This is a genomic window from uncultured Roseobacter sp., from assembly GCF_947492555.1.
Classification (GTDB): Bacteria; Pseudomonadota; Alphaproteobacteria; order Rhodobacterales; family Rhodobacteraceae; genus Roseobacter.
The window spans coordinates 350,206-362,940 of sequence record NZ_CANLNE010000003.1 but is presented as its reverse complement, the minus strand read 5'-3'; the positions used below and the strand labels follow the sequence as shown (position 1 = coordinate 362,940).

Genomic DNA, 12,735 nt, shown 5'->3' with positions numbered 1-12,735 from the left:
CTCCGTATGGTTCCCTGAGGCCGGTATGGCCTCCCTCAATTGGCTAGGCCGTGGCCTCGGTGACGACGTTGTCGAGCGCTACCGCAATCTGGTCAATCGCGCCCATGGCTGGGATACGCGACAGCGCACCCTGGCCTGCGTAGTAGTCGATGAGCGGTGCGGTCTGCGCATGGTAGGCCGCAAGCCGCTGCGCCACCGTTTCGGCGTTGTCATCAGCGCGGCGCCTCATCTCTGTGCCGCCGCAATGGTCACAGACACCCGGTTTGGCCGTCGGCTTGAACGTGTCGTGATAGCCCTCACCGCAGCCGCCGCAGTTGTACCGCCCTGAGATGCGGTCGACCATGGCCGCGTCATCCACCTCAAGGCTGATCGCGGCGTTTATCCGCTGGCCGTTGGCCTGCAACAGCGCATCCAGCGCCTGAGCCTGAACAGTTGTGCGCGGGAAGCCATCGAGGATCACACCCTGCGCGCAATCCGCGTCCGCCAACCTGTCGCGCAGGATCGCGACCACGATCTCGTCGCTGACCAGATCGCCCGCCTCCATCACCGCTTTGGCACGTTGGCCCGCCTCTGTGCCCGCAGCCACAGCGGCGCGCAACAGATCACCGGTGGACAGCTGGACCAACCCGTGGGTTTCTTCCAACATGCGCGCCTGGGTGCCTTTACCCGCGCCCGGAGGCCCAAGAAGGATCAGAACCGGGGCTGCAACAGGTGTCTTTGAGCCGTCCATCATGTGTCCCCCCGGTTCATGCGATTTTCGATGAGATCATCGACCACGGACGGGTCTGCGAGGGTTGAGGTGTCACCAAGCGCGCCGAAATCATCCTCTGCAATCTTGCGCAGGATACGCCGCATGATCTTGCCGGAGCGTGTCTTCGGCAGGCCCGGCGCCCATTGGATGAGATCCGGCTTGGCGATGGGACCAATCTCGGTGCGGACCCATTTTTCAAGCTCCTTGCGGAGTTCATCGGACGGCTCTTCGCCGTTCATCAAGGTCACATAGGCGTAGATGCCCTGCCCCTTCACCTCATGTGGGTAGCCGACCACAGCGCTTTCCGCGACCTTGGCGTGGGCCACAAGCGCGCTTTCCACCTCCGCCGTGCCCATGCGGTGGCCGGAGACGTTGATCACGTCATCGACGCGCCCCGTGATCCAATAATCGCCATCCTCGTCACGCCGACAGCCGTCACCGGAGAAGTAATAGCCTTTGTAATCAGAGAAATACGTCTTCTCGAACCGCTCATGGTCACCCCAGACGGTGCGCATCTGTCCGGGCCAGCTGTCGGCGATGCACAGCACACCGTCGACGCCATTGCCGTCGATCACCTCGCCCGAGGTCGGCTCCAGCACAACCGGCTGCACGCCAAAGAACGGCTGCTGCGCCGCACCCGGTTTGAGCTTGGTGCTGGGCAGCGGCGTCAGCATGTGACCGCCTGTCTCGGTCTGCCAGAAGGTGTCGACGATGGGGCATTTGCCCTTGCCGACAACCTCGTTGTACCAGTTCCACGCTTCGGGGTTGATCGGCTCGCCGACCGAGCCCAGCAGGCGTAGGCTCGACAGATCGTGCTTTTCCACCCACTCCTTGCCCGCGCCCATCAGCGCGCGGATCGCGGTGGGCGCCGTGTAGAACTGGTTGACCTTATGCTTGGCGCACACCTCCCAGAAACGGCCCGCATCTGGATAGGTCGGCACGCCTTCGAACATGATCGTGGTCCCACCATTCGCCAGCGGGCCATAGACAATGTAGCTGTGGCCGGTCACCCAACCCACATCCGCCGTGCACCAGAAGACATCGCCGTCGTGGTAGTCAAAAGTGATTTCGTGGGTCATCGCGGCATAGACCAGATAGCCACCGGAGCTGTGCACAACGCCCTTGGGTTGGCCTGTTGAGCCGGAGGTATAGAGGATGAAAAGCGGGTCTTCGGCATTCACCTCAACCGGCGTGCAATCAGCCGAGGCCGCGGCCATCAACGCGGTGCAATCATAATCGCGATCTGTCCATGTGGTCTGTCCACCGGTGCGTTTGACCACCAGACACTTCACATCGTCCTTGCAGTGCAGCAGCGCGGTGTCGGTGTTTGATTTCAGCGGCGTTTCGCGTCCGCCCCGGGGGGCATAATCTGCAGTGATGACGACTTTCGCGTCACAGCCGTTGATCCGCGCGCCCAATGCGTCCGGGGAGAAACCGGCGAAAACGATGGAGTGAATGGCCCCGATCCGCGCACAAGCAAGCATGGCATAAGCCGCCTCCGGGATCATGGGCAAGTAGATGACGACGCGGTCGCCCTTTGCGACGCCCAACTCCCGCAGCACATTTGCCATTTTGCTGACAGAGCGGTGCAGGTCGTTGTAGGTAATGTGTTGGGCCGCGTCCTTCGCCGGGTCATCCGGCTCCCAGATGATCGCGGTCTGATCGCCCCGCGCTTCGAGGTGGCGGTCAATGCAGTTGGCCGAGACATTCAGCGTGCCATCTTCGAACCAGCGGATGTCAATGTTGCCGGGCGCAAAGGACGTGTTTTTGACCTTGGTGAAAGGCTTGATCCAGTCGATCCGTTGACCTTCCTTGGCCCAAAAGGCGTCAGGGTCCTGCACGGATGCGTTGTATATCCGCGCATAGTCCTCTGCAGTCACATGTGGCCGTTTACGCGCGGTAACGTCTGGCGACACCTCGGTCGGCGCTAGCAAGTCTTCCGTTGTCATAGGTATCCTCCTCGTGCTGCGCCGCGTTGCATCCCAACCATCGGGGGTACATGGCGCTTGCCCTCAGAGCATACTCAGAATTGTAAACTGGGCATCCTTTTCATTGGTTTCATTGGTATTTTTTGTAAATATTTTTTCGGAAATAGTGATTTCTTGTAAAAGAGTTCTCAGGCGGCAAGATTAACCAATGATTACTTCACCGTAACAATCTTGCTCCAACCCATGGTCCATGGCAAAAATATCCCAAAGCACACCAGCCAGTATCAGACTTGGGCTTTGGAGCTGCGACAAATTGTCTACTCGCTCAAAATTCCCGTCTACCGGGAGTTCCGCCAGCACCCTTTTAGACGCGCTACAGGAATTTGCACTGGTGTAATCACGGATGTGAGTCGCCTGAAGTCTTGGGCGGACCTAACTGCTAAAATCACAGGACAAATGCCCCAGTTTACCGGATGCCCGTCACTTGATTAGACCATCAAAAATGCCTCAAGATCTCTATCGGGCGCGCAGCCTACGGAAAGGCAAAGAAGTACCAGCCGCTTTCGCAAGGAACGATCTGCCCCCCTCCTCGCACAACCTGAGCCCTGTTGTCAGTTGGCCTGATTAAATCGGCGCAAGACAGCATCCCCACGCCTCTGGGCGCTGTCGAGAGCCGATTGTGCATCTGCTTCTCCTGACCAGACGGCCTCAAGCTCTTCGTTGATGATCCCACGCAGCAGGTCCAGCGCATTCAGGCGCACCCCTCTTGAGTTATCTGTCAAAACGTCAACAGAAATCTGCGTCACGGCGACATCCGTGCCCGGGTTCGTTGCATAAAACCCCTGAGCCCTTGTGAGCTGTACCGCATTATAGGTGATCGGCAGATACCCCGTCGCTTGATGCCAACGTGCCTGCGTGTCGGCCGCGCTAAGATAGGCCAGAAATGCGGCTGTGGCCTGATACTCCGGCTCTGTCTGCCCTTCCATGATCCAGATGGACCCGCCGCCGACACTCGAATTCTGCGGCCCGTCCACCAAAGCTGGCCAGTAAGGTAGAGGGCGCACGTCAACATCGAAATCCGCGCTCGCATGGATCGAGGCGTATGCCGCCGAGCTTTCCGTCAAAAGCGCGCATTCCCCGGCGCGGAACTTTGCACCGGCGGCATTGCGACGTCCTTCGTAGACGAATTTACCTTCCTGCGCCCAAACACCCAAAGCGTTGATGTGCGCCACCTGCGCGGCACTGTTCAGGGCAAGCGCTGCATCACGCCCGCCCAAACCGTTTGCCTGCGTGGCAAAAGGCACGTCGTGATAGGCTGAGAAGTTTTCCAGATGAATCCAGCTAGGCCAGCTGGTTGTCAGCGGACAGGTACTGCCTGCTGCCTTCAACAGGCTCAATACATCGCTGACCTGCTCCCAGGTGGACAAATCAACTTCCGGATCAATCCCGGTAGCGGCAAGCGCGTCCCGGTTCACCCAAAGCACCGGTGTTGACGTGTTGAACGGCAAGGAGAGCATTCTGCCGTCCAGATCCGAAAAAAGAGCCCGGATGCCGGGGATGTAAGTGTCACCTGTGAACTCGGGATCGCGCATGACCATCACGTCATGCAGCGGTTTGAAAGCACTTGGGGTCGAGACCATGGCAGCGGACCCGACATCGTCAACCATTAGCAGGTTTGGCTGATCATCCGCACCAAGAGCCTCAAGACCGGCGCGAAGGGTCTGCCCATAGTCCCCCTTGCGGACGGCGGTTACTATCACGTCGTTCTGCGCGGCATTGAACGCGTCAACTTGTGTTGACATGAGCTCCGCCAGCCCCCCGGAGAACGCATGCCAGAACGCGATTTCCGTCTGCGCCGCAAGCGGAGACGCGGGCGAGCAAAACAGGGCTGCAGCCAAAATCATATCACTAAATTTCACCGGGCACTCCATTTTCGGATGACCATCGCCACCGCACGGGGCGGATATCCCAGTGATCGTACAACAGAGAGTTTGAGACAAGGTTTAAGGGTACACGTTTGGCTCATTTCGCATGTCACAATGCGCGTATCGGCACCCAAACTCCGCGCCACTCTTTAAAGACCGGGCGCAGCTCCGAGAACTCCGGGTGACATCCGAGTTACATATATGGACACCAGGGCACTTCGCCATTCGTTCAAAAAGTTTATTGCCGTTTCAAAGCGTAAAGCCGCTTGCGCCCATTCCTCACGCAGCCTTGAATTGACAGGGCATATCGCGCTCGTGTTTTTTGCGCCAATTGTATCGAACATTAATCTGGAAATTTCTGTCAGACACCACATGCACGTAGCAAGGGGGTATTTTACCATGTCATTTATCCAATTTCGCACAGCACCTTTTGCCGTTGGACGCTGGCGGGTTGATCCCGGCGCCCGTGCCATCAGCGATGGCTACGTTGAAAAAAGACTTTCTCCACGGGCTTTTGGCGTGCTCTCAGAACTATGCACCGCCGATGGACAAACGGTCACTCGCGAGGCGCTTCTGGATGCTGTCTGGCCCAATGTCACAGTGACCGACGAAAGCCTCAGCCAGGCGGTGGCAGAACTGCGGCGGGCCTTCCGCAACGGGAGAAATGCCGAACCAATGATCGGCACCGTCGCCAAGGTGGGCTACCGGTTACTGGTGCAAACCCGTCCGCTCGACAGCGTCACGCCACAGTTCTCGCCGCAGGTCCCGGCAATGTCGATCGATGCGTATATTCGTGTGCTCGAATCGCGTACCGCACTGGCAGGCGGGGACCGCGACGCAGTACGTCGCGCAACGGAATTGAGCCGTGAAGCCGTTGCACTTGCGCCGGAGGCTGCCATGGCGCAGGCTCAGCACGCAATTTCGCTGGCGCACACGGGGCTCTATGGCGGTGGCACGAGACAAACACTGCTGGCGGCTGCGGAACATGGCCAGATCGCGGTTTCCAGCGCCACAACCTGCGCCATATCACACAGCGCATATGGTTTTGCGCTGGCCAGCCTTGGCCGCAACGCTGAGGCAAGCAATGCCTTTGCGCGCAGCATCGAGCTGGGAGACCGGGATGGCGAGGGGCACTACCTCGCTGCGCGCTCGGCCTTTGCGTCCAGACGTCATCGCGAGGCCGCCACGCTGGCGATGCGCGCCGCCGAACTGACCGTGGATCCCGCGCGCGCACTCTTTCTTGCGGCCCGCGCTGCCAAGGCTTTCGACTCTTCGCTGTCTTATCGGATTTCGGCGATTTGTCGGCGTGGCGTGGAGGCGCAACTGGCACTGAACCCTGATGATCCAAGGTCCTGTCAGACGCTTGCCCCTGTACTGGCCCTGCTTGGCAAGTCCGAAGCAGCATTCAACAAGCTCTGCGGCCATGGCGCGGCAACTTCGCTCTGCCAGATTCACGACACCTTTGCCTTTGCCACGATGGGCGAACATGATCGTGCATTCGAGGCCCTCTCTTCGGCCGTTGACGAAGGCTACCGGGATCACATGTGGCTCGAGCAAGAGCCCATGCTGCAGAACCTGCGAAAAGACCGCCGATATGCGCGGATCACGCGCCATCTCGCCGCCGCGTAACAACGGCTGGCCTCCTCTTCAGTTGATGGGAAACTGCGCCAGGCACTGATTGGCGTAGCGCCGAAAATCATCCAGCGTTTCGATCACGTCACGCCGGTCGCGCACGATGCGCAGTGCTGCCTTTTTCTGCCGCCACGTGCCGCTGACATGATCGACAAGGATACGGACGGTGATATCCAGCATCACATCCTTCTCCAACTGGCCGATCCCGCCTGACGATTCCAAGGCCACCGCCGTGAAAGCCAGCGTATTGGCACAGCGCAAGGCAGCGGCTTCTTCGCCGGCATAGGTTTTCTGCCCGGCCGCCAAAGGCCCGGCACAGATCACGAGCGCCAGCGCGCCGAGGCTAAGCCCGCGCCTCAAAAGACCTTGAACGTCATCGTCGTCAACGACCGCTCAATCCCTTTGATGTCCAGCAGATGATCATTGATGTATTTGCCCACATCTTCGTCTTTGGGAATGTAGAGCTTCATCAGCAGGTCGAAATCGCCGCTGGTCGAATAGAGCTCGGAATGGATTTCGCGCAGGGCGATCTCCTCCGCCACCCGGTAGGTCGTGCCCGGTGTGCAGCGGATCTGGATAAAGACGCATGTGGCCATGAATGCTCCTGATTGGGCGGTTCGCCTCGACCCCAAGCTGACATATACGGCACGGGCGCTGCAATCCCGAATGTCACATCTTGGCGCGGACCCGCAGGCTGCTATAAGGGCGCGCACTCACTTCGGCCCGGAGGCCCCTATGCGCAGCCACACCCTCACCCGTTCCACCGCGGAGACGGAGATCACCGTGACCCTCGATCTGGATGGGACCGGCTCTTATGACAACCAGACCGGGATTGGATTTTTCGACCATATGCTGGACCAGCTGGCGCGCCATTCGCTGATCGACATGACGGTGCGGGCACAGGGCGATCTGCACATCGACGACCACCACACGGTGGAGGATACCGGCATTGCCATCGGCCAGGCCCTGGCCGCCGCCCTGGGTGACAAACGGGGCATCCGCCGTTATGGCGCCTGCCTTCTGCCGATGGATGACGCGCTGGTACGTGCGGCGCTGGATCTGTCAGCGCGGCCTTTCCTGATCTGGAACGTCGATCTGCCCACCGCCAAGATCGGCACCTTTGACACTGAGTTGGTGCGCGAATTCTTTCAGGCGCTCAGCACCCATGGGGGCATCACTCTGCACGTGGACATGCTGCACGGGCTCAACAGCCACCACATCGCTGAGGCGGCGTTCAAATCCGTCGCTCGCGCGCTGCGCGACGCGGTGGAGGTTGACCCGCGCAAGGCGGATGCGATCCCCTCGACCAAAGGTGCACTCTGACGTGCTGACGGCGATTATTGACTATGAAAGCGGCAACCTGCATTCGGCGCAAAAGGCGTTCGAGCGCATGGCGCGCGAAACAGGCGGCGGCGAGATCGTCGTGACCGGGGACGCGGATGTTGTAGCGCGGGCGGACCGCATCGTATTGCCGGGCGATGGGGCCTTTCCCGCCTGCATGGCCGAATTGAAAGGCCATTCCGGCCTCTACGCGGCGATGGTCGAGGCGGTGGAGACCAAGGGCCGTCCCTTCATGGGGATTTGCGTTGGTATGCAGCTGATGGCCAGTTGGGGGCGCGAATACACCGATACCAAAGGGCTGGACTGGATCGCGGGCGAGGTGCGGAAGATCGAACCGTCAGATCCCGCGCTCAAGGTGCCGCATATGGGCTGGAATGATCTGGTGCTGGACGGCACGCACCCGGTCTTTGACGGTATCAAGACCGGGGATCACGCGTATTTCGTGCACAGCTATCACATGGAAGTCGCGCGCGACGAACAGCGGCTGGCCCATGTGGACTACGGCGGCGATGTCACGGCGGTGATTGGCACCGGCACGATGATCGGCCTGCAGTTCCACCCGGAAAAAAGCCAGGCCGCCGGTCTGCGCATGATCGGAAATTTCCTCACCTGGCGCCCTTGAAACACGGGGCTTGCAGTCATCTGAGTGCCGCGCATGCTGAACCTCAGCGCGCGTCCCCGCGCCTGCGTCAATCCTGATACTGGCTTGCAACCACGATGGGTGGAGATCCAAATGAGACCGTGTTGCCTTCATTGTCCAGAACGGACCAGCGCGCCGCAAAGAGGTAGTAACTGCGCGTCTCCCACCCCGCCTGGTCACGCTTGAACCGGGGCCGCCACGCGCCTTCGATCAGAACCGGCAATCGAATGTGATCCGTATCCGGCTCCTTCCCCCCACTGGCCGCCGCTTTCTTGACCGCATGAGTCATCATGGCCCGCAATCGCGCCTCCAGCGGGCCCACTTCCTTGACCCGCCGCCCGGCGAAGGCCACTTCGATCTCAATCGTGCGGTTCACGAACCCCCGTACGACAAGATCATTGCGCCCGTTACGCATCATCTGCGGCACCAGCTCAACCGAGAGCTGCCCGACCTTGTTCTTGAACAGACCTGAATCCTCGTATTCAGGTGTCACTTCGGATGCTGGTTTGCGGCGTTGTGGCATTCGGCGGCCCGGTGCGAGTTCCCATAAGAAACGCCCTACCCCCAAGGCGCGGGAGCAAGGATCAACACCTGTATTAAGCCACTACCTGTTAATGAAGCGTTGAGCGGGGGGAGCTTCGGTCAAGGCCCAGGTCAGTTCTTCCGCCCATATGTAAACGCGGCAGGCTGCCCTATTTTGCGCGCGACCATGTCTGCTTGGAGCAGATCAAGCCACCGGCCACGCAGCCCGACAGGCGCATGCTATCACCGTCAAGTGCGATTTTGCCGATGTAGATTTTATCGTTGGACGGGCGCCAAACCTTACCCTTGTATTTGCCGCCGCCTTCCGCCGCCATATCGATCACCAATGTCTTCCCGATGTTGTCGGACTGGTATTCGCCATCCGCATTGAACGTCCGCTCGATCGTGCCGCAGTAGTTCGGCCCACAGGGTGCCATTGCGACCAGAGCATAGGCGCCGTCATCCGGCTGGGTTTGCCAGATGCCTTCGATAGGATCGGCCAGTGCTACACCGGCGCATGTCGCGAGTGCGAGTGCTGCTGTTGTCAGGTTCTTCATATTGTCCTCCCTTTTGCGCGGCAGTCTCCGCATTCCGGGGCGGGCTCTGCAAGCATGACCCTGCGTCGCGTTGCAAAACCATGCCAAAGCGTGCAAGAGACGGTCTGTACCATACCCCCAATATCGAAACAGGACCCGCACCATGATCCTTTACCCTGCGATTGACCTCAAGGACGGTCAGGCCGTGCGCCTTTTGCACGGGGATATGGACAAATCGACCGTCTTCAACGATGACCCGGTCGCCCAGGCGCAGGACTTTGTCACCGCCGGGTGTGAATGGCTGCATCTGGTTGACCTGAATGGCGCTTTCGCAGGAGAGCCGGTGAATGCCGCGCCGGTCGAGGCGATCCTGAAGAGCTGCACCATTCCCGTGCAACTGGGCGGCGGCATCCGCGATATGGCCACCATCGAAGCCTGGCTCGAAAAAGGCCTCACCCGCGTAATTCTAGGCACCGTGGCCGTCGAAAACCCCGATCTGGTGCGCGAAGCGGCACGTACCTTCCCCGGCCATGTGGCGGTGGGTATCGATGCGCGCAACGGGTTTGTCGCCACCAAGGGATGGGCGGAGGAGACGGACGTCCGGGTGACCGAGCTCGCCAAATCCTTCGAAGACGCCGGGGTCGCCGCCATCATCTACACCGACATTCTGCGTGACGGCGCGATGAAAGGCCCCAACATCGATGCTACCGCGGCGCTTGCCCGGGCGGTGTCGATCCCGGTGGTCGCCTCGGGCGGTGTCTCATCGCTGGAGGACCTGATCGCCCTGCGTGATTGTGGCGCAGATCTTCAAGGCGCAATTTCCGGTCGCGCCCTCTATGATGGGGCCATCGACCTGAAAGAAGCACTTGCAGCACTGAAGGCCTGACCAAGCATGGTTCCAGTAGTGACCAAAACCGACTTGCCTGTGCAAAGCCGCCTGCACGCACGGATGACACCGGGTGACTTTCTGGATTGCTACCGGGTCGCCAGCACCCTGCCCGCGCCCTCGGCGGCGCGCATCATCGTGGATTTTCCGGGATGGGCAAAGGGTCTTGTCGCCCTGCGCAACCTGCTCACCGCGCCCTTTGGTCTGATGAAGGACGGCCCGGAGAAATCTGAAAAAATTGGATTTTTCCCCGTTGAACATAGCGCCGACGACGAACTCATCGCTGGCTTTGACGACAGGCACCTCAATTTCCGCGTCAGCGTCCTGAGCGATGCCGGCCACGTCTTTCTGGCCACCTGGGTGCATCCGCATAATCTGGGGGGGCGCCTCTATCTGCGGTCCATCCTGCCGTTTCACATCCTGATCGCCCGCAACGCGCTGGCCCGGGTTGCCCGCGCTGAACGCGATGGCCGGTCCACCCTCCTGCCGGAATGAGTGCCACATGCTGAAAACCCGTATCATCCCCTGTCTGGATGTCGCCGAAGGGCGTGTCGTGAAAGGCGTAAATTTTGTCGATCTGCGCGATGCGGGCGACCCTGTGGATGCGGCCATTGCCTATGATGCGGCGGGGGCGGACGAGCTTTGTTTCCTCGACATCACCGCCACCCACGAAAATCGCGGCACGATGTTCGACGTGGTCAGCCGGACAGCCGAACACTGCTATATCCCGCTGACGGTGGGCGGCGGCGTGCGCACCTCCGCTGATGTGCGCGCCCTGCTGCTGGCGGGCGCCGACAAGGTATCGTTCAATTCCGCCGCCGTGGCCAACCCCGATGTGGTGGCGGATGCGGCGAACCAGTTCGGCAGCCAGTGCATCGTGGTCGCCATCGACGCCAAGACCGTCAGCCCCGGAAAATGGGAGATTTTCACCCATGGCGGCCGCAAGCCAACCGGCATCGATGCCGTTGCATTCGCCCGAACCGTGGCGGCAAAGGGCGCGGGCGAAATCCTGCTGACCTCGATGGACCGTGACGGCACACGCGCCGGGTTCAACCTGCCGCTCACTCGCGCCATTTCCGATGCGGTGCCGGTGCCGGTGATCGCCTCGGGCGGCGTGGGCACGTTGGATCACCTGGTGGACGGGGTCACCGAAGGCGGAGCCTCTGCGGTGCTGGCCGCGTCGATCTTTCACTTTGGCGACTACACCATTGCCGAGGCCAAGGCGCATATGGCCGCTGCGGGCATCCCCATGAGGCTGACATGACCCTAGACGACCTGTTCCAAACCATCGAAGCCCGCAAATCGGCGGACCCGGACAGCAGCTGGACGGCGCAGCTTCTTGCCAAGGGTCCACAAAAATGCGCCGAGAAATTCGGGGAAGAGGCGGTAGAGGCGATCATCGAAGCGGTGAAGGGCGACAAAGACCGCCTGACGTCGGAGGCGGCAGACGTGCTCTACCACCTGCTGGTCATGCTGGCCGCCTCGGACGTGACGCTGGATGAGGTACTGCACGAGCTTGGCCGTCGTCAGGGCCAATCGGGACTGGCCGAAAAAGCCGCACGCTCCTAAAGCCGTGATGAGACGATCCCGGTGGCAAACCCGCCCATGCGCAACTCTCCGAACAGGCGCTGATATTCGATCTTGGGGCAGCGGTTCTGGATCACCGTGACGCCGCGCGCTTCGGCCTGTGCTGCGGCATCGGCGTGTTCCACCCCGATCTGCATCCAGATCGTCTGAAGCTTTGGAAAATGCGCCAGAGCTTCATCAACGATTGGCGGCACGGCGTCCGAGCGGCGAAAGATATCGACCATATCCACGCCACCTTCGATATCGGACAGCGCGCCTCGCACCTTTTGCCCCAATAGCACCTCCCCGGCATGACGCGGATTGACCGGCACCACCTGAAACCCTTTCAGGGACAGATACCGCGCCACGTAATAGCTGGGCCGTACCGGGTTCATCGACACGCCCACCACAGCAATGCGGCGCGTGCGGGTCAGAATTTTCTTAAGCTGGACGTCCGAATAGGTCATGACTCTTCCTACCTGTCCCGACGCCCGAAAAAAAGAGCGCCCGATGCTATAAAGCAAGGGGCGCGCAGAGGTACGGAACGAGGGACAGTCATGAAATCAAAAAGCGTTCCGAGCTCTTTGACATGACACTTAGATATGCGTGCAAACCCGCATATCCAGACTGTCTCGCAAATCTGTGAACGAAACGTTAAATTTTCGCGCAGAAACCCGCCAGAATACTCAATCAAAGATATCTTCGATCACGTCAAAGGCCTCTTCCATCAGATGCTGCATGAAACCCTTGCGCCGCTTGTAGCTCTTGCGACGCGGCTTGTGCTTTTTCATCTTGGGGGTTTTAGCAGTTTTCGACGACTTGCGCACCGCGGAGGGGCGTACAAGCTCGGTTTTCCCGGGGTGCTCCTGCGGCAGACGTTTCAACTCGTGCAGCGGTGCGCCACAGCTGGAGCAGACGAGTTCGTGACGGTCCCGCCCCAGCACCAGCGCGGCGCGTGTCCCGCAATAGCAACATGTTGCAATCTTCGTTGAATGAGCCATTCAGCGC

The 12,735-nt window shown here is 60.3% G+C and carries 16 protein-coding genes; 7 read left to right on the top strand and 9 right to left on the bottom strand.

Annotation, left to right across the window (positions count from 1 at the left end; genetic code table 11):
• Positions 1–43: 43 nt before the first annotated feature.
• The 3 genes from Q1A07_RS14895 to ugpB form a co-directional block, all read right to left on the bottom strand.
• The gene (locus Q1A07_RS14895) at positions 44–730 is read right to left on the bottom strand and encodes an adenylate kinase (protein ID WP_299782681.1); all 687 of its coding nucleotides are present in this window, start codon (positions 728–730) and stop codon (positions 44–46) included.
• Entirely contained in the window at positions 730–2,700 is a 1,971-nt protein-coding gene (acs, locus tag Q1A07_RS14890) for an acetate--CoA ligase (RefSeq protein ID WP_299782679.1), read from the bottom strand. The genes Q1A07_RS14895 and acs overlap by 1 nt, the downstream gene beginning before the upstream one ends.
• 590 nt (positions 2,701–3,290) lie before the next feature.
• Positions 3,291–4,583 (bottom strand): sn-glycerol-3-phosphate ABC transporter substrate-binding protein UgpB, encoded by a 1,293-nt coding sequence (gene ugpB / locus Q1A07_RS14885; RefSeq protein WP_299783550.1) that lies wholly within the window; start codon positions 4,581–4,583, stop codon positions 3,291–3,293.
• 420 nt (positions 4,584–5,003) lie between these two features.
• Between ugpB and Q1A07_RS14880 the strand changes: the two genes are divergently transcribed.
• Entirely contained in the window at positions 5,004–6,233 is a 1,230-nt protein-coding gene (locus Q1A07_RS14880; RefSeq protein WP_299782677.1) for a winged helix-turn-helix domain-containing protein, read from the top strand.
• 18 nt (positions 6,234–6,251) lie between these two features.
• Here the strand turns inward: Q1A07_RS14880 and Q1A07_RS14875 are convergent, their stop codons facing one another.
• Both Q1A07_RS14875 and Q1A07_RS14870 read right to left on the bottom strand, forming a co-directional pair.
• Positions 6,252–6,596 carry a hypothetical protein gene (locus tag Q1A07_RS14875; protein WP_299782675.1) on the bottom strand — a complete coding sequence of 115 codons (345 nt, stop codon included), beginning with the start codon at positions 6,594–6,596 and terminating at the stop codon, positions 6,252–6,254.
• Entirely contained in the window at positions 6,593–6,832 is a 240-nt protein-coding gene (locus Q1A07_RS14870; protein WP_195820631.1) for an Lrp/AsnC ligand binding domain-containing protein, read from the bottom strand. Before Q1A07_RS14870 ends, Q1A07_RS14875 begins: the two co-directional genes overlap by 4 nt.
• A 139-nt stretch (positions 6,833–6,971) precedes the next feature.
• Here Q1A07_RS14870 and hisB point away from each other — a divergent pair, with 139 nt between their 5' ends.
• Together hisB and hisH are read left to right on the top strand one after the other, a co-directional pair.
• Positions 6,972–7,559 carry an imidazoleglycerol-phosphate dehydratase HisB gene (gene hisB, locus Q1A07_RS14865; RefSeq protein WP_299782672.1) on the top strand — a complete coding sequence of 196 codons (588 nt, stop codon included), beginning with the start codon at positions 6,972–6,974 and terminating at the stop codon, positions 7,557–7,559.
• Between the two features lies 1 nt (position 7,560).
• Positions 7,561–8,199 (top strand): imidazole glycerol phosphate synthase subunit HisH, encoded by a 639-nt coding sequence (hisH, locus tag Q1A07_RS14860; protein ID WP_299782671.1) that lies wholly within the window; start codon positions 7,561–7,563, stop codon positions 8,197–8,199.
• Positions 8,200–8,266: 67 nt separating this feature from the next.
• On the opposite strand, the gene Q1A07_RS14855 is transcribed toward hisH, so the two are convergent.
• Both Q1A07_RS14855 and Q1A07_RS14850 read right to left on the bottom strand, forming a co-directional pair.
• The gene (locus Q1A07_RS14855; protein WP_299782669.1) at positions 8,267–8,740 is read right to left on the bottom strand and encodes a hypothetical protein; all 474 of its coding nucleotides are present in this window, start codon (positions 8,738–8,740) and stop codon (positions 8,267–8,269) included.
• 169 nt (positions 8,741–8,909) lie between these two features.
• A complete protein-coding gene (locus tag Q1A07_RS14850) occupies positions 8,910–9,296 on the bottom strand; it encodes a DUF2147 domain-containing protein (protein ID WP_299782667.1) in 387 nt (128 codons plus the stop codon).
• A gap of 142 nt (positions 9,297–9,438) precedes the next feature.
• On the opposite strand from Q1A07_RS14850, the gene hisA reads away from it, so the two are divergent.
• Genes hisA through Q1A07_RS14830 form a run of 4 tightly spaced genes read left to right on the top strand, consistent with a single transcriptional unit; the run spans position 9,439 to position 11,730 of the window.
• Positions 9,439–10,161: a 1-(5-phosphoribosyl)-5-[(5-phosphoribosylamino)methylideneamino]imidazole-4-carboxamide isomerase gene (gene hisA, locus Q1A07_RS14845; RefSeq protein WP_299782665.1), complete on the top strand. Its 723-nt coding sequence runs from the start codon at positions 9,439–9,441 to the stop codon at positions 10,159–10,161.
• 18 nt (positions 10,162–10,179) lie between these two features.
• Positions 10,180–10,656, top strand: a complete 477-nt coding sequence (locus Q1A07_RS14840) for a DUF2867 domain-containing protein (RefSeq protein WP_299782663.1) — start codon at positions 10,180–10,182, stop codon at positions 10,654–10,656.
• A gap of 7 nt (positions 10,657–10,663) precedes the next feature.
• On the top strand, positions 10,664–11,425 hold the full coding sequence (gene hisF / locus Q1A07_RS14835; protein WP_299782661.1) for an imidazole glycerol phosphate synthase subunit HisF: 762 nt from the start codon (positions 10,664–10,666) through the stop codon (positions 11,423–11,425).
• Positions 11,422–11,730 carry a phosphoribosyl-ATP diphosphatase gene (locus tag Q1A07_RS14830; protein ID WP_299782659.1) on the top strand — a complete coding sequence of 103 codons (309 nt, stop codon included), beginning with the start codon at positions 11,422–11,424 and terminating at the stop codon, positions 11,728–11,730. The genes hisF and Q1A07_RS14830 overlap by 4 nt, the downstream gene beginning before the upstream one ends.
• On the opposite strand, the gene Q1A07_RS14825 is transcribed toward Q1A07_RS14830, so the two are convergent.
• Both Q1A07_RS14825 and Q1A07_RS14820 read right to left on the bottom strand, forming a co-directional pair.
• Positions 11,727–12,194: a CoA-binding protein gene (locus Q1A07_RS14825; protein ID WP_299782657.1), complete on the bottom strand. Its 468-nt coding sequence runs from the start codon at positions 12,192–12,194 to the stop codon at positions 11,727–11,729. The genes Q1A07_RS14830 and Q1A07_RS14825 overlap by 4 nt on opposite strands.
• A 219-nt stretch (positions 12,195–12,413) precedes the next feature.
• Positions 12,414–12,728 carry a hypothetical protein gene (locus Q1A07_RS14820; RefSeq protein ID WP_299782655.1) on the bottom strand — a complete coding sequence of 105 codons (315 nt, stop codon included), beginning with the start codon at positions 12,726–12,728 and terminating at the stop codon, positions 12,414–12,416.
• Between the last annotated feature and the right edge of the window lie 7 nt (positions 12,729–12,735).